This window comes from Bacillus stercoris (genome assembly GCF_029772985.1).
Taxonomy (GTDB): Bacteria; Bacillota; Bacilli; order Bacillales; family Bacillaceae; genus Bacillus; species Bacillus stercoris.
Genome location: NZ_CP121861.1, coordinates 2,596,245 through 2,614,149, shown reverse-complemented (window position 1 = coordinate 2,614,149; position 17,905 = coordinate 2,596,245). Strand labels below are relative to the sequence as shown.

General features: G+C 43.2%; 19 protein-coding genes. All 19 read left to right on the top strand.

Annotation, left to right across the window (positions count from 1 at the left end; genetic code table 11):
- The first annotated feature begins 305 nt into the window (after window positions 1–305).
- The 19 genes from rimP to dapA all read left to right on the top strand — a co-directional run bounded on the left by rimP (window position 306) and on the right by dapA (window position 17,767).
- Window positions 306–776, top strand: a complete 471-nt coding sequence (gene rimP / locus QA442_RS13590) for a ribosome maturation factor RimP (protein ID WP_014663994.1) — start codon at window positions 306–308, stop codon at window positions 774–776.
- A 34-nt stretch (window positions 777–810) separates the two neighbouring features.
- On the top strand, window positions 811–1,926 hold the full coding sequence (gene nusA / locus QA442_RS13585) for a transcription termination factor NusA (protein WP_014663995.1): 1,116 nt from the start codon (window positions 811–813) through the stop codon (window positions 1,924–1,926).
- Between the two features lie 13 nt (window positions 1,927–1,939).
- Window positions 1,940–2,215, top strand: coding sequence for an RNase P modulator RnpM (gene rulR, locus QA442_RS13580; protein ID WP_014663996.1), 276 nt, complete (start codon window positions 1,940–1,942; stop codon window positions 2,213–2,215).
- A 1-nt stretch (window position 2,216) separates the two neighbouring features.
- A complete protein-coding gene (locus tag QA442_RS13575) occupies window positions 2,217–2,519 on the top strand; it encodes a YlxQ family RNA-binding protein (protein WP_095431311.1) in 303 nt (100 codons plus the stop codon).
- Between the two features lie 19 nt (window positions 2,520–2,538).
- Complete coding sequence (infB, locus tag QA442_RS13570) at window positions 2,539–4,686, top strand: translation initiation factor IF-2 (RefSeq protein ID WP_014663997.1); 2,148 nt, start codon at window positions 2,539–2,541, stop codon at window positions 4,684–4,686.
- Window positions 4,683–4,961: a DUF503 domain-containing protein gene (locus QA442_RS13565; RefSeq protein WP_003220950.1), complete on the top strand. Its 279-nt coding sequence runs from the start codon at window positions 4,683–4,685 to the stop codon at window positions 4,959–4,961. Before infB ends, QA442_RS13565 begins: the two co-directional genes overlap by 4 nt.
- Before the next feature lie 16 nt (window positions 4,962–4,977).
- The gene (gene rbfA, locus QA442_RS13560; protein WP_009967251.1) at window positions 4,978–5,331 is read left to right on the top strand and encodes a 30S ribosome-binding factor RbfA; all 354 of its coding nucleotides are present in this window, start codon (window positions 4,978–4,980) and stop codon (window positions 5,329–5,331) included.
- An 82-nt stretch (window positions 5,332–5,413) separates the two neighbouring features.
- Window positions 5,414–6,343 carry a tRNA pseudouridine(55) synthase TruB gene (gene truB / locus QA442_RS13555; protein WP_069149607.1) on the top strand — a complete coding sequence of 310 codons (930 nt, stop codon included), beginning with the start codon at window positions 5,414–5,416 and terminating at the stop codon, window positions 6,341–6,343.
- Between the two features lie 18 nt (window positions 6,344–6,361).
- Window positions 6,362–7,312: a bifunctional riboflavin kinase/FAD synthetase gene (ribF, locus tag QA442_RS13550; protein ID WP_095431312.1), complete on the top strand. Its 951-nt coding sequence runs from the start codon at window positions 6,362–6,364 to the stop codon at window positions 7,310–7,312.
- Between the two features lie 156 nt (window positions 7,313–7,468).
- Entirely contained in the window at window positions 7,469–7,738 is a 270-nt protein-coding gene (gene rpsO / locus QA442_RS13545; RefSeq protein ID WP_003220957.1) for a 30S ribosomal protein S15, read from the top strand.
- A 172-nt stretch (window positions 7,739–7,910) separates the two neighbouring features.
- On the top strand, window positions 7,911–10,028 hold the full coding sequence (gene pnp, locus QA442_RS13540; RefSeq protein ID WP_095431313.1) for a polyribonucleotide nucleotidyltransferase: 2,118 nt from the start codon (window positions 7,911–7,913) through the stop codon (window positions 10,026–10,028).
- Window positions 10,029–10,144: 116 nt separating this feature from the next.
- Complete coding sequence (locus tag QA442_RS13535; RefSeq protein ID WP_095431314.1) at window positions 10,145–11,104, top strand: polysaccharide deacetylase family protein; 960 nt, start codon at window positions 10,145–10,147, stop codon at window positions 11,102–11,104.
- A gap of 39 nt (window positions 11,105–11,143) precedes the next feature.
- Complete coding sequence (locus QA442_RS13530) at window positions 11,144–12,373, top strand: M16 family metallopeptidase (RefSeq protein ID WP_095431315.1); 1,230 nt, start codon at window positions 11,144–11,146, stop codon at window positions 12,371–12,373.
- A gap of 77 nt (window positions 12,374–12,450) precedes the next feature.
- Window positions 12,451–12,708: a YlmC/YmxH family sporulation protein gene (locus QA442_RS13525; protein ID WP_014664003.1), complete on the top strand. Its 258-nt coding sequence runs from the start codon at window positions 12,451–12,453 to the stop codon at window positions 12,706–12,708.
- 185 nt (window positions 12,709–12,893) lie between these two features.
- Entirely contained in the window at window positions 12,894–13,787 is an 894-nt protein-coding gene (dpaA, locus tag QA442_RS13520; RefSeq protein ID WP_095431316.1) for a dipicolinic acid synthetase subunit A, read from the top strand.
- Window positions 13,788–13,789: 2 nt separating this feature from the next.
- On the top strand, window positions 13,790–14,392 hold the full coding sequence (gene dpaB, locus QA442_RS13515; RefSeq protein ID WP_069149611.1) for a dipicolinate synthase subunit B: 603 nt from the start codon (window positions 13,790–13,792) through the stop codon (window positions 14,390–14,392).
- Window positions 14,393–14,517: 125 nt separating this feature from the next.
- Window positions 14,518–15,558: an aspartate-semialdehyde dehydrogenase gene (gene asd, locus QA442_RS13510; protein WP_014664007.1), complete on the top strand. Its 1,041-nt coding sequence runs from the start codon at window positions 14,518–14,520 to the stop codon at window positions 15,556–15,558.
- A gap of 91 nt (window positions 15,559–15,649) precedes the next feature.
- The gene (dapG, locus tag QA442_RS13505; RefSeq protein WP_095431317.1) at window positions 15,650–16,864 is read left to right on the top strand and encodes an aspartate kinase; all 1,215 of its coding nucleotides are present in this window, start codon (window positions 15,650–15,652) and stop codon (window positions 16,862–16,864) included.
- Window positions 16,865–16,894: 30 nt separating this feature from the next.
- A complete protein-coding gene (gene dapA, locus QA442_RS13500) occupies window positions 16,895–17,767 on the top strand; it encodes a 4-hydroxy-tetrahydrodipicolinate synthase (RefSeq protein WP_095431318.1) in 873 nt (290 codons plus the stop codon).
- Window positions 17,768–17,905: the final 138 nt, after the last annotated feature.

Here is a 17,905-nt window from a genome sequence, read left to right as displayed (position 1 = left end):
ATTCTGCTTCTATGCATACATATGCGCAAAAAGTGTCATCGTATTATTAGAGTTTCTGTCACTTGCTTAGGTATGAAGGTAAGCGTATATCCATTTGCAATAAAAATATGGTTATGGTATAGTTTTATTGGAAATGCTAACGATTACCGAGGCAAAGAGTGGGGAAACCCGCTCTTTTGTATTGAACAAGAGAATTTTGTCTCGACATGTTCATCGTTTACTTTTTAGCCCCTGCTCTTTTGAAGCAGGGTTTTTATGCAGAGTGACGAGACGAATATGAGATCGACAGCACAAGGAGGAAGAACATGAGCAAAAAAGTGACTGACACCGTTCAAGAAATGGCTCAGCCAATCGTAGACAGCCTTCAGCTGGAACTCGTTGACATTGAATTTGTCAAAGAGGGCCAAAGCTGGTTCCTTCGCGTGTTTATTGATTCCGATGACGGTGTGGATATTGAGGAATGTGCCAAAGTAAGCGAAGCTTTAAGCGAAAAGCTTGATGAGGCAGACCCAATTAGCCAAAATTACTTTCTTGAAGTCTCATCTCCAGGAGCTGAGCGTCCGCTAAAGAAAAAAGCCGATTTCGAAAAATCACTTGGAAAAAATGTATACATTAAGACGTACGAGCCTATTGAAGGCGTAAAAGTGTTTGAAGGTGAACTGGCTGAATTTGATGGACAAACAGTGACAGTTGAGATCACGATCAAAACAAGAAAGAAACGGGTCAATATTCCGTATGAAAAGATAGCTAATGCAAGATTAGCTGTTACATTCTAATGAATACAAATGTTTTAAGGGGGGAGACCGTTAAATGAGCAGTGAATTATTAGATGCTCTCACGATTCTTGAAAAAGAAAAAGGCATCAGTAAAGAAATTATCATTGAAGCAATCGAAGCTGCGTTAATTTCTGCTTATAAGCGGAATTTTAATCAAGCGCAAAATGTACGGGTGGATCTAAACCGTGAAACTGGCTCCATCCGTGTATTTGCAAGAAAAGATGTCGTTGACGAAGTATACGACCAGAGATTAGAGATCTCGATCGAAGAAGCGCAGGGCATCCATCCGGAATATATGGTCGGCGATGTCGTCGAAATCGAAGTAACTCCTAAGGATTTCGGGCGTATAGCTGCTCAAACAGCAAAGCAGGTCGTCACACAGCGTGTGCGCGAAGCTGAGCGCGGTGTGATTTATTCTGAATTTATCGACCGTGAAGAAGACATCATGACAGGTATCGTCCAGCGTCTGGACAATAAATTTATCTACGTGTCTTTAGGCAAAATAGAAGCCTTGCTGCCGGTTAATGAGCAAATGCCGAATGAAAGCTACAAGCCTCATGACCGCATTAAGGTATTTATCACAAAAGTAGAAAAAACAACGAAGGGCCCGCAGATCTATGTGTCAAGAACACATCCAGGCCTGTTAAAGCGTTTGTTTGAAATTGAAGTGCCTGAAATTTATGATGGAACTGTCGAGCTAAAATCTGTTGCCAGAGAAGCCGGCGACCGTTCAAAAATTTCTGTCCGCACAGATGATCCTGATGTGGATCCTGTCGGTTCATGCGTAGGCCCTAAAGGCCAGCGTGTGCAAGCAATCGTCAATGAATTAAAAGGTGAAAAAATTGACATTGTCAACTGGTCCAGTGATCCTGTAGAATTTGTCGCGAATGCGCTCAGCCCTTCCAAAGTGCTTGATGTCATCGTTAATGAAGAAGAAAAAGCGACAACTGTTATTGTTCCTGATTACCAGCTGTCTTTGGCGATTGGCAAAAGAGGACAAAACGCACGCTTAGCTGCTAAACTGACAGGCTGGAAGATTGATATTAAGAGCGAAACAGACGCAAGAGAACTTGGAATCTATCCGAGAGAACTTGAAGAAGACGATGAGCCGCTCTTTACAGAGCCTGAAACTGCTGAATCGGATGAATAAGAGGTGACTTTAGGTGAATAAACACAAAAAGATCCCATTACGCAAATGTGTAGTGACTGGTGAAATGAAGCCTAAAAAGGAACTGATCCGAGTTGTACGGTCGAAAGAAGGCGATATCTCAGTAGACCCGACCGGCAAAAAGAACGGGCGGGGTGCTTATTTAACGCTGGATAAAGAGTGCATCTTAGCAGCAAAAAAGAAAAACACTTTGCAAAATCAATTTCAATCACAAATCGATGACCAGATTTTCGATGAATTGCTGGAACTGGCGGAAAAGGTGAAAAAATAAAATGTCTGGAATGGAATGGTTTCCCTTGCTGGGTCTGGCCAATCGAGCTCGTAAGGTCGTGTCAGGCGAAGACTTGGTGATAAAAGAAATCAGGAATGCGCGTGCAAAGCTTGTCCTGCTTACAGAGGATGCATCATCTAACACAGCAAAAAAAGTAATCGACAAGTGCAATTATTATAAAGTCCCTTATAAAAAAGTCGAGAGTCGCGCGGTTCTTGGACGCTCTATCGGTAAAGAAGCCCGTGTCGTTGTCGCCGTCACTGACCAAGGTTTTGCGAATAAGCTGATCAGCTTGCTCGATTAATATTTTTGGGGGTGAACGAATGGCTAAAATGAGAGTATACGAATATGCAAAAGCGTTAAATGTTTCAAGTAAGGAAATTTTGACCGCACTGAAAAACATGGATTTAGAAGTGAATAATCACATGGCCATGCTAGAAGAAAAGGCCATTAAAAAGCTTGATGCCAAATATAAAAAAGGCGGCGCTGCCGCTAAATCTCAAAAGCCAGCAGAAACGAACAAAAACAAACAGCCACAAGGGGTTAATCAGCAATCAGCTGGAAATCAACCAAACAAAATTCGAGACGGAAAGAAGAATGACGTGCAGAATAATCAATTTAACAAAAACAAGAAGAATAACAACAACAAAAAAAATAAACGCAACCACAACAATAAAAACCAACATCAGCAAAAGCCTGTAAAACCGAAAAAAGAGCTTCCTGAGAAAATTACATTCTCTGGCACTTTAACAGTTGGCGCACTTGCTGAAGAGCTTGGCAAAGAGCCTTCAGAAATCATTAAAAAGCTGATGCTTCTTGGCGTAATGGCAACCATTAACCAAGAGCTTGATAAAGACACAATCGAACTCATTGCATCAGAATATGGTGTTGAAACAGAAGAGGTCATTGTGCTTGAAGAAACAGAGCTGGAAAAATACGAAGAGCCTGATAAAGAAGAGGATCTTGAAATTCGTCCACCTGTTGTAACAATCATGGGCCACGTTGACCATGGGAAAACGACGCTTCTTGACAGCATCCGTAAAACAAAGGTTGTTGAAGGAGAAGCTGGCGGAATCACTCAGCATATCGGCGCTTATCAAATTGAAGAGAACGGCAAGAAAATCACGTTCTTGGATACACCGGGCCACGCCGCATTTACAACGATGCGTGCACGCGGTGCAGAAGTAACGGATATTACGATTCTCGTCGTAGCTGCCGATGACGGTGTAATGCCGCAAACAGTAGAAGCGATTAACCATGCTAAAGCAGCAGAGGTTCCAATCATCGTTGCTGTGAATAAAATTGATAAAGAATCCGCAAACCCTGATCGTGTGATGCAAGAACTGACGGAATACGGACTTGTCCCTGAAGCATGGGGCGGAGAAACCATTTTTGTGCCGCTTTCCGCTTTAACTGGAAAAGGCATTGATGAGCTCATTGAAATGATCTTGCTTGTCAGTGAGGTAGAGGAATTGAAAGCGAACCCGAACCGTCAGGCAAAAGGAACGGTTATTGAAGCTGAACTCGATAAAGGCAGAGGGTCAGTCGCGACATTGCTCGTACAGACTGGAACACTGCATGTCGGTGATCCGATCGTAGTCGGCAATACATTTGGCCGTGTCCGTGCGATGGTCAACGACATTGGCCGCCGTGTAAAAACTGCCGGTCCGTCTACTCCGGTTGAAATTACCGGTTTGAATGATGTCCCTCAAGCGGGAGACCAATTCCTTGTCTTTAAGGATGAAAAAACAGCTCGTTCTGTCGGTGAAGCCCGTGCTTCGAAACAGCTTGAAGAGCAGCGCAGCGATAAAGCGAAGCTCAGTCTTGATGACTTATTCGAGCAAATTAAACAAGGTGATGTAAAAGACATCAATCTCATCGTAAAAGCTGACGTTCAAGGATCTGCAGAAGCTTTAACGGCTGCACTTCAAAAAATTGAAGTAGAAGGCGTTAAAGTGAAAATCATCCATACAGGCGTTGGTGCGATTACTGAATCTGACATTATCTTGGCATCTGCTTCCAATGCAATTGTTATCGGGTTTAATGTGAGACCGGACGGAAATGCTAAGAGTACGGCTGAAGCTGAAAATGTAGATATTCGACTTCACCGTATCATTTACAAAGTAATCGACGAGATTGAAGCTGCCATGAAAGGTATGCTTGATCCTGAATATGAAGAAAAAGTAATTGGTCAAGTAGAAGTGCGCCAAACATTCAAAGTATCTAAAATTGGTACAATTGCTGGCGGATATGTTACTGAAGGAACCATTACTCGCGACAGCGGCCTCCGTTTAATTCGTGACGGCGTCGTCATCTTCGAAGGCGAAGTAGATGTTCTGAAACGCTTTAAAGACGATGTGAAAGAAGTTTCACAAGGCTATGAATGTGGTATTACAATTAAGAAATACAATGACATTCGCGAAGGTGACATCCTTGAAGCGTTTGTCATGCAAGAAATTGAAAGAACGTGATCGGATTTGCGGAGTGTGAATGCATCATATATGATGCAGGATCGCTAAAAGAAAAGCGCGCCGTTCTGAAGCGAATTTTAACCAGGGTTCAAAACAAGTTCAATGTTTCGATTTCGGAGATTGGCTATCAGGACACCTGGCAAAGAACCAGCTTCGGAATCGCCGCTGTTTCTTCCTCTCGCGTTCAAACAGAAAAAGAACTGCAGCGCGTCCTAGCGTTTATCGATTCTTTTCCTGAAATTGAACGGACGATCACTAGGACAGAGTGGTTTTAACTTAGAGGTGATTGAATTGAGTATGAGAGCAAACCGTGTCGGCGAGCAAATGAAAAAAGAACTCGGTGATATTATCAGCCGCAAGCTGAAAGACCCGAGAATTGGTTTTCTGACAGTAACGGATGTACGTGTATCAGGTGATTTGCAAATTGCAAAGGTGTATATCTCGGTTCTCGGTGACGAGAAAAAACGGGAAGAAGCACTGAAAGGGCTGGCAAAAGCGAAAGGATTTATCCGATCCGAAATCGGCAGCCGCATCAGACTTCGTAAAACGCCTGAAATTGAATTTGAGTTCGATGAATCAATCGATTACGGAAATCGAATCGAAACATTGATTCACGAATTACATTCAGAGAAACCATCTGAATAAAAAATGAGAGGATAGGCGTATATCGTCTGTCCTCTTTCTTCGTTTTTAAGAAAAAAGCTAAAAAAGAAGGAGTGAAAGGCAAATGGTTAACGGAGTTCTCCTTTTACATAAACCTGTTGGCATGACATCGCACGACTGTGTCATGAAGATCCGAAAACTGTTGAAAACAAAAAAAGTAGGACATACGGGAACGCTCGATCCAGAAGTGTCAGGCGTGCTTCCGATTTGTGTGGGAAGAGCGACCAAAATAGTCGAATACTTAACTGAAAAATCTAAAACATATGATGCGGAAATAACGCTTGGCTTTTCAACGACAACAGAGGATCAAACCGGAGAAACGGTGGAAACAAAGCCTGTCAATCATGACATTGATAAAGCCGATGCAGAAAAGGTTTTAAACAGTTTAAAGGGCAAACAAGAACAAATTCCGCCCATGTATTCCGCTGTAAAAGTAAACGGCAAAAAATTATACGAATACGCAAGAGCGGGGATTGAAGTAGAACGTCCGAAACGTATGATTACCATTGAAGACATTGCCCTAACAACAGAAATTAAACATAATGGAGAAACCGCAAGCTTCCGGTTTACAGTGACATGCTCCAAAGGGACCTATGTAAGGACGCTGGCGGTCATGATCGGTGAAAAGCTCGGATATCCGGCTCATATGTCTCATTTAATCCGTACGGCATCCGGAGATTTTTCTCTCGACGAATGCTTTACTTTTGACGAACTGGAGGCACAGGTCCAATCCGGAACCGTGGAAGAGCATATAGTCCCTATTGAACGTGCGCTCAATCATTTGCCGAAATGGATCATAAGTGATACATTAGCTAAGAAAGTAGAAAATGGGGCTTTGCTTGAGACGCCCGAGCAGTTTTCTGAAATGACAAGTGAAGACCGAATTGCCGTCTTTACTGAATCCGGAAGCTGTTTGGCGATCTATCTCCCCCATCCTGCGAAAAAAGGGCTGTTAAAGCCGGCAAAAGTATTGATGCAAAAAAGCGAACAATAGAAAAAAGGTGACCGTTCTGTGAAGACGATACATATTACACATCCTCATCATTTAATAAAAGAGAAGCAGGCAAAATCAGTGATGGCGTTAGGTTATTTTGACGGCGTTCATCTTGGACATCAGAAGGTAATCGGCACAGCGAAGCAAATAGCCGAAGAAAAAGGCCTGACATTGGCTGTGATGACCTTTCATCCTCATCCTTCTCACGTTTTGGGCAGGGATAAGGAGCCAAAGGATCTAATTACGCCTCTTGAAGATAAAATAAACCAAATTGAACAATTAGGTACAGAAATTCTGTATGTCGTTAAATTTAACGAAGTGTTTGCTTCTCTTTCTCCCAAGCAGTTTATAGACCAGTATATTATCGGCCTTAATGTGCAGCACGCAGTGGCAGGCTTTGACTTTACGTACGGCAAATACGGCAAGGGTACAATGGAGACCATGCCGGCTGATTTAGACGGAAAAGCTGAGTGCACCATGGTAGAAAAATTAACGGAGCAGGATAAAAAAATCAGTTCTTCGTATATCCGTACCGCGCTTCAAAACGGAGATGTTGAATTGGCGAATGTCTTGCTTGGACAGCCTTATTTTATAAAAGGAATTGTAATTCATGGTGATAAAAGAGGGCGGACCATCGGGTTTCCGACAGCAAATGTCGGTTTAAATAACAGCTATATCGTTCCGCCAACGGGTGTATATGCCGTAAAAGCGGAAGTGAACGGCGAAGTCTACAATGGCGTTTGCAATATCGGCTATAAGCCGACGTTTTATGAAAAGCGCCCTGAACAGCCTTCCATTGAGGTCAATCTGTTTGATTTCGATCAAGAGGTATATGGAGCCGCTATAAAAATCGAATGGTACAAACGGATTCGGAGCGAGCGAAAATTCAATGGCATCAAAGAATTAACAGAGCAAATTGAGAAAGATAAGCAGGAAGCCATCCGTTATTTCAACAATTTGCGGAAATAACTTGCAACGCACGCAAATTTTATTCTAAAATATTTGCATATAGGCACGATTTTTAGTATGATAGTTTTCGTAGTCTTAAAACCATTGCTTGGCAATCCGAAGTCACCGACGGTTGCTAGGTAACTGGGGCTAAATATGATTTGGAGGTGAAACAGGATGGCAATTACTCAAGAGCGTAAAAACCAACTCATCAACGAGTTCAAAACACACGAATCTGATACTGGATCTCCAGAAGTTCAGATCGCTATCCTAACTGACTCAATTAACAACTTGAACGAGCATTTACGTACTCACAAGAAAGACCACCACTCACGTCGCGGTCTTCTTAAAATGGTAGGTAAGCGTCGTAATCTTCTTACGTATCTACGTAATAAAGACGTAACTCGTTACCGTGAGTTAATTAACAAACTAGGCTTACGTCGATAATCGTAAAAAGCGGGAGGATTCCCGCTTTTTTATCGTATTAAAGCGAAATTTCTTATAACAAATCATTGAAATCCTTTTACATACTACTTTGACATTGATATGTTCAATTCATTTCGTTCATAATAGGAGTAATTGATTATTTCACACAACGAAGAGAGGAGTTCGTAATCGTATGGGACAAGAAAAACACGTCTTTACCATAGATTGGGCCGGAAGAACGCTTACTGTTGAAACCGGCCAGCTTGCCAAACAGGCAAATGGTGCTGTGATGATCCGCTACGGTGATACAGCAGTACTTAGTACAGCAACCGCTTCAAAAGAACCAAAACCGCTTGATTTCTTCCCTCTTACTGTAAACTATGAAGAAAGATTATATGCGGTAGGGAAAATTCCGGGCGGCTTTATTAAAAGAGAAGGACGCCCGAGTGAAAAAGCGGTTCTTGCCAGCCGTTTAATTGACCGTCCGATCCGTCCTTTGTTTGCCGATGGATTCCGTAATGAAGTTCAAGTCATCAGCATTGTCATGAGTGTTGACCAAAACTGCTCTTCAGAAATGGCTGCCATGTTCGGTTCATCTCTTGCGCTTTCTGTATCGGATATTCCGTTTGAAGGACCAATTGCAGGGGTTACTGTCGGACGCATTGATGATCAATTTATCATTAACCCAACAGTTGATCAGCTTGAAAAAAGCGACATCAATCTTGTCGTTGCCGGCACGAAAGATGCCATTAACATGGTAGAAGCGGGAGCGGACGAAGTTCCTGAGGAAATCATGCTTGAAGGCATTATGTTCGGCCATGAAGAGATTAAACGCCTGATTGCATTCCAAGAAGAAATTGTTGCGGCAGTCGGCAAAGAGAAATCAGAAATTAAGCTCTTTGAAATTGATGAAGAGCTTAACGAAAAAGTAAAAGCTTTAGCAGAAGAGGATCTGCTGAAAGCTATCCAAGTTCATGAAAAGCATGCTCGTGAAGATGCCATTAACGAAGTGAAGAGCGCAGTTGTGGCAAAATTCGAGGATGAAGAGCATGATGAAGATACAATCAAACAAGTGAAGCAGATATTATCCAAGCTGGTGAAAAATGAAGTTCGCCGCCTGATTACTGAAGAGAAAGTAAGACCGGACGGCCGAGGTGTCGATCAAATCCGCCCGCTTTCTTCAGAGGTTGGCCTCTTGCCAAGAACGCACGGTTCAGGTCTATTTACAAGGGGACAAACTCAGGCCCTCAGCGTATGTACGCTAGGTGCTCTGGGAGATGTGCAAATCCTTGACGGCTTAGGTGTCGAAGAGTCGAAACGATTTATGCATCACTACAACTTCCCGCAATTTAGCGTTGGGGAAACAGGACCGATGCGCGGACCGGGACGTCGTGAAATCGGACATGGAGCACTGGGGGAGCGCGCGCTTGAGCCAGTTATTCCGTCTGAAAAAGACTTCCCTTATACTGTCCGTCTTGTTTCAGAAGTGCTTGAATCAAACGGTTCTACGTCTCAAGCAAGCATTTGCGCAAGCACACTTGCAATGATGGATGCAGGTGTACCGATTAAAGCGCCAGTTGCTGGTATTGCGATGGGTCTTGTCAAATCAGGCGAACATTACACTGTTTTGACTGACATCCAAGGCATGGAAGACGCGCTCGGAGATATGGACTTTAAAGTAGCGGGAACTGAAAAAGGCGTAACGGCCCTGCAAATGGACATTAAAATTGAAGGCCTTTCCAGGGAGATTCTTGAAGAAGCGCTTCAGCAGGCGAAAAAGGGCAGAATGGAAATCCTCAACAGCATGCTTGCAACATTAAGCGAATCAAGAAAAGAGCTTTCTCAATATGCGCCTAAGATCTTAACAATGGCCATTAATCCTGATAAAATCCGTGATGTCATCGGGCCAAGCGGAAAACAAATCAATAAGATCATCGAAGAAACCGGTGTTAAAATTGATATTGAGCAGGACGGCACAATCTTCATTTCTTCTACAGATGAAAGCGGCAACCAAAAAGCGAAAAAAATCATTGAAGACCTTGTCAGAGAGGTTGAAGTCGGCCAGCTTTACTTAGGTAAAGTGAAACGGATTGAAAAATTCGGGGCTTTCGTTGAAATTTTCAGCGGAAAAGACGGTTTGGTGCACATTTCAGAGCTTGCGCTTGAACGCGTAGGGAAAGTTGAAGATGTTGTGAAGATCGGAGACGAGATTCTTGTCAAAGTCACTGAAATTGATAAACAAGGACGAGTGAATTTATCCCGCAAAGCGGTGCTCCGTGAAGAGAAAGAAAAAGAAGAACAACAATCTTAAATGAAAACATAAAAGGAGCCTGGGAGACCCGGCTTCTTTATTTTGAAGCTTTTCAAAAGCAGGCGGGTTCTACCTTGTCCTTCTTCTTCATAATGTGAGGTGAGGGGGGACAGAACATGTACAAAAAATTTGTACCGTTTGCCGTTTTTTTATTTCTTTTTTTTGTCTCATTTGAGATGATGGAAAATCCGCATGCACTTGATTATATAGGGGCAATGAAAAAAGATACGGTGACTGTCACGGCGTCCAAAGACCCGTTATATGAAGAATTGCTTCAAAAAGCGCCGGAGTACGAAGTTAAGCCCCAGAATGCAAGAATTGATAAAGTGTGGAAAAGCATTCCTGGATACAATGGATTAAAGGTCAATATTGAGCAATCATATAAAAAAATGAAAAAGCATGGCGAGTTTCGGGAAAATGACCTGGTGTACAGCCAAGTAAAACCAAGCGTTCATCTTGAGTCACTTCAGCCTGAGCCTATTTATAAAGGAAATCCTGACAAACCGATGGTTGCTTTTTTAATCAATGTGGCATGGGGAAATGAGTATTTGGAAAAAATGCTTCCTATTCTGCAAAAGCACCATGTCAAAGCTACTTTCTTTTTAGAAGGCAATTGGGTGAGAAACAATGAACAGCTCGCTAAGAAGATTGCAAAAGACGGACATGAAATCGGAAATCATTCATACAATCATCCGGATATGAGCAAACTGACTACAGGAAGAATTTCCGAGCAGCTCGACAAGACAAATGAGCAAATAGAACAATCAATCGGCGTAAAGCCAAAGTGGTTCGCTCCGCCGAGCGGAAGTTTCAGAAAAGCGGTTATCGATATTGCAGCTGAGAAACAGATGGGAACAGTTATGTGGACAGTTGATACAATCGATTGGCAAAAGCCGGCTCCGTCTGTACTTCAGACAAGAGTGTTAAGCAAGATACATAATGGTGCCATGATTTTAATGCATCCGACTGACCCTACGGCGGAAAGTCTTGAAGCGCTGATTACAAAGATAAAAGACAAAGGATACGCACTTGGAACAGTCACTGAACTAATGGATGAAACAAGACTATTGAAGTAACAGATGAAGGCAGCTTGTCTTTGAATAGGAGGAACAAATTTGATTAAACGATATACGTGTCAAAATGGTGTAAGAGTTGTGCTGGAAAATAACCCGACAGTCCGTTCTGTTGCGATCGGCGTATGGATCGGCACAGGGTCGAGACATGAAACGCCGGAGATAAACGGAATTTCTCACTTTTTAGAGCACATGTTCTTTAAAGGGACGAGCACAAAATCTGCACGTGAGATAGCAGAATCTTTTGATCGTATTGGCGGTCAAGTCAATGCGTTTACTTCAAAGGAATATACCTGCTACTATGCAAAGGTGCTTGACGAGCATGCGAATTACGCGCTGGACGTATTAGCAGATATGTTCTTTCATTCAACGTTTGATGAAAACGAGCTGAAAAAAGAGAAAAATGTAGTATATGAAGAAATTAAAATGTACGAAGATGCGCCGGACGACATTGTGCATGATTTACTGAGCAAAGCCACTTACGGCAATCATTCTTTAGGCTACCCAATTCTTGGCACGGAAGAAACGCTTGCTTCCTTTAACGGTGACTCTCTCAGACAATACATGAATGATTATTATACGCCGGACCGAGTGGTGATTTCGGTAGCGGGCAATATATCTGACAGTTTTATCAAAGATGTGGAAAAATGGTTCGGGTCATACGAGGCGAAAGGCAAAGCGACAGGCCTTGAGAAGCCTGAGTTCCACACGGAAAAACTGACGAGAAAAAAAGAAACAGAGCAGGCTCATTTGTGCCTCGGATTTAAAGGCTTAGAGGTTGGCCATGAACGTATTTATGATTTAATCGTCCTCAACAATGTGCTCGGAGGCAGCATGAGCAGCCGGCTGTTCCAAGATGTCCGTGAAGATAAAGGACTTGCTTATTCTGTTTACAGCTATCACAGCTCGTATGAGGACAGCGGAATGCTAACGATTTACGGCGGAACGGGTGCAAATCAGCTTCAGCAGCTGTCAGAAACAATTCAAGAAACGCTTGCTACATTAAAACGTGACGGTGTTACTTCGAAAGAGCTGGAAAACAGCAAAGAGCAAATGAAGGGAAGCTTAATGCTGAGCTTAGAAAGCACAAACAGCAAAATGAGCCGAAACGGGAAAAATGAACTGCTTCTCGGCAAACATAAAACATTAGATGAGATCATCAATGAATTAAACGCCGTGAACTTAGAGCGTGTCAACGGCCTTGCCAGACAATTGTTCACAGAAGACTATGCATTAGCACTGATCAGCCCTTCCGGCAATATGCCATCTTAAAAAGGAAAGCCTGCCCCATAATGGGGCAGGCATTTTTTAATCCTTTCCATCATACATAGTACAAGGGGGTGACAGACATGCGGCTCAGTGAATTATCAGGAAAGGAAATCGTAGACATCAAAAGAGCTGAACGGCTCGGAGTGCTCGGCCAGACCGATTTAGAAATTAATGAACAGGATGGACAAATTACAGCACTCCTCATTCCCACAGTTAAGTGGTTTGGTTTAAGAAAACAAGGTCATGACATTCGCGTCCCATGGCATCATATTCAAAAGATCGGATCAGATATGATCATATTAGATGTACCTGAGGAAATGTCTCCTCGACAAGAGTAAATCGCCTAATTGTCTGTAATGCGGGTTCTAAAGAAGACATCTGAAACATCGGCTGCCAGAGCCGATGTTTTTTTATATAGAAAAAGCGCATCTTTTATATTCACCGGTATTTCCTTTTGATCATAAGATGAAGGGGAGCTTAACAACTAGAGATCCAGTATATACAAAGAAGGTGAACGTTTAGAATGTTAACCGGATTGAAAATTGCAGTTATCGGCGGTGACGCAAGACAGCTCGAAATTATAAGAAAGCTCACTGAACAGCAGGCTGACATCTATCTTGTCGGGTTTGACCAATTGGATCACGGTTTTACCGGAGCAGTAAAATGCAATATTGATGAAATTCCTTTTCAACAAATAGATAGCATCATTCTCCCAGTATCCGCAACAACAGGAGAAGGTGTCGTATCGACTGTATTTTCGAATGAAGAGGTTGTGTTAAAACAGGAGCATCTCAACAAAACGCCTGCACATTGTGTCATTTTCTCAGGTATTTCTAATGCCTATTTAGAAAACATTGCAGCTCAGGCAAAAAGAAAACTTGTTAAGCTGTTTGAGCGGGATGACATTGCGATATACAACTCTATTCCGACAGTAGAAGGAACGATTATGCTGGCTATTCAGCACACGGATTATACGATACACGGATCTCAGGTGGCCGTTCTCGGTCTCGGGCGCACCGGGATGACGATTGCCCGGACATTTGCCGCGCTCGGGGCGAATGTAAAAGTGGGGGCAAGAAGTTCAGCGCATCTGGCACGTATCACTGAAATGGGGCTCGTTCCTTTTCATACCGATGAGCTGAAAGAGCATGTGAAAGATATAGATATTTGCATTAATACCATACCGAGTATGATTTTAAATCAAGCGGTACTTTCTTGTATGACACCGAAAACCTTAATATTGGATCTGGCCTCACGTCCCGGGGGAACGGATTTTAAATATGCCGAAAAACAGGGGATTAAAGCACTTCTTGCTCCCGGCCTTCCAGGAATTGTCGCTCCTAAAACGGCTGGGCAAATCCTTGCAAACGTCTTGAGCAAGCTTTTGGCTGAAATACAAGCTGAGGAGGGGAAATAAGGATGTCGTCATTAAAAGGAAAAAGAATCGGGTTTGGGCTGACCGGATCGCATTGCACATATGAAGCGGTTTTTCCGCAAATTGAGGCGTTGGTCAGCGAAGGAGCTGAAGTTCGTCCGGTTGTCACATTTAACGTAAAATCCACAAATACCCGATTTGGAGAGGGTGCAGAATGGGTTAAAAAAATTGAAGACCTGACTGGATATGAGGCCATTGATTCGATTGTAAAGGCAGAACCCCTTGGGCCGAAGCTGCCCCTTGACTGCATGGTCATTGCGCCTTTAACAGGCAATTCAATGAGCAAGCTGGCAAATGCCATGACGGACAGCCCGGTGCTGATGGCGGCAAAAGCGACAATCCGAAACAATCGGCCAGTCGTTCTAGGTATCTCAACAAATGATGCACTCGGTTTAAACGGAACAAATTTAATGAGGCTCATGTCAACAAAAAATATCTTTTTTATTCCATTCGGGCAAGACGATCCATTTAAAAAACCGAATTCAATGGTAGCCAAAATGGATCTGCTTCCGCAAACGATTGAAAAGGCGCTATTGCACCAGCAGCTTCAGCCGGTTCTCGTTGAGAATTATCAGGGAAATGACTAAATTTACAGAAAATCATTCCCAAACTAAAAAATTCGGTCATCACCCGCATATTCTATGGTAAAATAAAACGTAAAATCATAGTCAAATCAATTCAATGAAGCTGATTGGCGGAAGGAGTTTTACAGATGGGAAGAGGTTTACACGTAGCTGTTGTCGGAGCGACAGGGGCTGTGGGACAACAAATGCTTAAAACACTTGAAGACAGAAACTTTGAAATGGACACACTTACATTGCTATCTTCAAAACGCTCTGCGGGGACAAAAGTCACGTTTAAAGGCCAAGAGCTGACTGTTCAGGAAGCTTCTCCTGAGAGCTTTGAAGGGGTAAATATTGCTTTGTTCAGCGCCGGCGGAAGCGTATCACAAGCATTGGCACCAGAAGCTGTAAAACGCGGCGCTATTGTTATAGATAATACGAGCGCGTTCCGCATGGACGAAAATACACCGCTTGTTGTGCCAGAAGTGAATGAGGCAGACTTGCATGAACACAACGGCATTATTGCCAATCCAAACTGCTCTACAATCCAAATGGTTGCGGCTCTTGAGCCGATCCGTAAAACATACGGCTTAAACAAAGTCATCGTATCAACTTACCAGGCAGTATCAGGAGCGGGTAATGAAGCTGTAAAAGAGCTTTACAGCCAAACACAGGCAATTTTAAATAAAGAAGAAATAGAGCCTGAGATCATGCCTGTAAAAGGTGACAAAAAACACTATCAAATCGCCTTCAACGCGATTCCGCAAATTGATAAATTCCAGGATAACGGCTATACGTTTGAAGAAATGAAAATGATCAATGAAACGAAAAAAATCATGCACATGCCTGACCTTCAAGTAGCGGCTACATGTGTGAGACTGCCAATTCAAACTGGGCACTCAGAGTCTGTCTACATCGAAATAGACCGTGATGACGCTACAGTTGAAGATATTAAAAATCTATTAAAAGAAGCTCCGGGCGTGACACTTCAGGATGACCCGAGCCAGCAGCTTTATCCGATGCCTGCCGATGCTGTCGGCAAAAACGATGTGTTTGTAGGCCGCATCCGCAAAGACTTGGACAGAGCAAACGGTTTTCATTTATGGGTTGTTTCTGATAACCTATTAAAAGGCGCAGCATGGAACTCTGTTCAAATTGCAGAAAGCCTGAAAAAACTAAACCTCGTATAAAAGAGAGAATTTCCTAAAGACGAATAGAAGAGAGTAAGGCACTATCAGCCTGCTCTCTTCTGTTACGTCCGAATAATTTGGAGTGAAAACAGTGAAGATAATTGTTCAAAAGTTCGGCGGAACATCAGTAAAAGATGATAAAGGCCGCAAACTGGCTTTAGAGCATATTAAAGAAGCAATCAGTGAAGGATATAAGGTTGTCGTTGTCGTTTCAGCGATGGGCCGAAAAGGAGACCCGTATGCAACAGATTCTTTGCTGGGGCTGCTTTACGGCGATCAGTCAGCGATTTCTCCAAGGGAGCAGGATTTGCTTTTATCTTGCGGAGAGACCATTTCCTCTGTCGTATTTACAAGCATGCTGCTTGATAACGGAGTGAAAGCAGCTGCGCTGACAGGGGCTCAGGCTGGCTTTTTAACGAATGATCAGCATTCCAATGCGAAAATCATTGAAATGAGACCGGAGCGTTTATTCGGTGTGCTCGCCAATCATGATGCGGTGGTCGTCGCAGGCTTCCAGGGCGCAACTGAAAAAGGTGATACAACAACAATCGGCAGAGGGGGCAGTGATACGTCTGCAGCCGCACTCGGAGCAGCTGTTGATGCAGAATACATCGATATTTTCACCGATGTAGAAGGTGTAATGACTGCAGACCCAAGAGTTGTGGAAAATGCGAAACCGCTTCCTGTCGTGACGTATACGGAAATCTGCAACCTGGCGTATCAGGGAGCTAAGGTCATTCATCCGCGTGCTGTGGAAATCGCGATGCAGGCCAAGGTTCCGATCCGCGTCCGTTCGACTTATTCGAAGGATAAAGGTACATTGGTGACATCACATCACTCTTCCAAGGTCGGCAGTGATGTTTTTGAAAGGCTGATTACGGGAATCGCTCATGTCAAAGATGTCACGCAGTTCAAGGTGCCTTCAAAAATCGGCCAGTATAATGTTCAGACTGAAGTGTTCAAGGCAATGGCGAACGCTGGAATCAGTGTCGATTTCTTTAACATTACACCTAGTGAAATCGTTTATACGGTAGCCGGAAATAAAACAGAAACAGCTCAGCGTATTTTAATGGATATGGGCTATGATCCAATGGTAACAAGAAACTGCGCGAAGGTATCGGCGGTCGGTGCGGGCATTATGGGTGTTCCCGGTGTTACGTCCAAAATTGTGTCAGCTCTTTCAGAAAAAGAAATTCCGATTCTTCAGTCGGCTGACAGCCATACGACGATATGGGTGCTCGTCCATGAAGCGGATATGGTTCCTGCTGTAAACGCTTTGCATGAAGTGTTTGAACTTTCCAAGTAAATGTGATTGAATCATGATGAGGTGAATAAAATGAATTTCGGAAATGTGTCTACAGCGATGATTACACCCTTTGACAATAAAGGGAACGTAGACTTTCAAAAACTGTCTACACTGATTGACTACTTGTTGAAAAACGGAACGGATTCTTTAGTAGTAGCGGGAACAACTGGAGAATCTCCAACCCTTTCAACTGAAGAAAAAATTGCGCTTTTTGAATATACGGTAAAAGAAGTAAACGGACGGGTTCCGGTTATCGCCGGTACTGGAAGCAACAATACGAAAGATTCCATTAAGCTGACAAAAAAAGCTGAGGAAGCAGGCGTGGACGCTGTTATGCTTGTTACGCCGTATTACAATAAACCTTCCCAAGAAGGAATGTACCAGCATTTTAAAGCAATTGCGGCAGAGACATCACTTCCGGTTATGCTTTATAATGTTCCGGGCCGTACGGTTGCTTCTCTGGCTCCTGAAACGACGATCCGTTTGGCGGCAGACATTCCGAATGTTGTTGCGATTAAAGAAGCGAGCGGCAACCTCGAAGCGATTACAAAAATTATTGCTGAAACGCCTGAAGACTTCTATGTCTATTCAGGGGATGACGCTCTGACGCTTCCAATTCTTTCAGTTGGAGGAAGAGGAGTTGTGTCAGTGGCGAGCCATATCGCAGGCACTGATATGCAGCAAATGATCAAAAATTATACGAATGGGCAAACAGCTAATGCGGCACTGATTCATCAGAAACTGCTGCCGATTATGAAGGAACTGTTTAAAGCGCCTAACCCTGCTCCAGTCAAAACAGCGCTTCAGCTGAGAGGTCTTGATGTCGGTTCTGTGCGTCTGCCTCTTGTCCCGTTAACCGAGGATGAACGTCTGAGCTTAAGCAGCACGATCAGCGAACTGTAAGAAAATTTCATACAGTGAAACAAACGCGGTCATTCTCACATTCAGCTGAGTTTGACCGTTTCTTTTACATATTGGTTTTCCCTAAACCTTCTGCTTTATCTTGTTTTCTAAATTTACTTTCAGTTATAATAGGAACAA

Excerpts from the sequence above, each read along its gene's own strand:
- infB (WP_014663997.1), top strand. The coding sequence starts at position 2,539 with ATGGCTAAAATGAGAGTATACGAATATGCAAAAGCGTTAAATGTTTCA.
- QA442_RS13575 (WP_095431311.1), top strand. The coding sequence starts at position 2,217 with ATGTCTGGAATGGAATGGTTTCCCTTGCTGGGTCTGGCCAATCGAGCT.
- dapA (WP_095431318.1), top strand. The coding sequence starts at position 16,895 with ATGAATTTCGGAAATGTGTCTACAGCGATGATTACACCCTTTGACAAT.
- truB (WP_069149607.1), top strand. The coding sequence starts at position 5,414 with ATGGTTAACGGAGTTCTCCTTTTACATAAACCTGTTGGCATGACATCG.
- QA442_RS13525 (WP_014664003.1), top strand. The coding sequence starts at position 12,451 with ATGCGGCTCAGTGAATTATCAGGAAAGGAAATCGTAGACATCAAAAGA.
- dpaA (WP_095431316.1), top strand. The coding sequence starts at position 12,894 with ATGTTAACCGGATTGAAAATTGCAGTTATCGGCGGTGACGCAAGACAG.
- asd (WP_014664007.1), top strand. The coding sequence starts at position 14,518 with ATGGGAAGAGGTTTACACGTAGCTGTTGTCGGAGCGACAGGGGCTGTG.
- nusA (WP_014663995.1), top strand. The coding sequence starts at position 811 with ATGAGCAGTGAATTATTAGATGCTCTCACGATTCTTGAAAAAGAAAAA.
- QA442_RS13535 (WP_095431314.1), top strand. The coding sequence starts at position 10,145 with ATGTACAAAAAATTTGTACCGTTTGCCGTTTTTTTATTTCTTTTTTTT.
- pnp (WP_095431313.1), top strand. The coding sequence starts at position 7,911 with ATGGGACAAGAAAAACACGTCTTTACCATAGATTGGGCCGGAAGAACG.
- rimP (WP_014663994.1), top strand. The coding sequence starts at position 306 with ATGAGCAAAAAAGTGACTGACACCGTTCAAGAAATGGCTCAGCCAATC.
- dpaB (WP_069149611.1), top strand. The coding sequence starts at position 13,790 with ATGTCGTCATTAAAAGGAAAAAGAATCGGGTTTGGGCTGACCGGATCG.
- rpsO (WP_003220957.1), top strand. The coding sequence starts at position 7,469 with ATGGCAATTACTCAAGAGCGTAAAAACCAACTCATCAACGAGTTCAAA.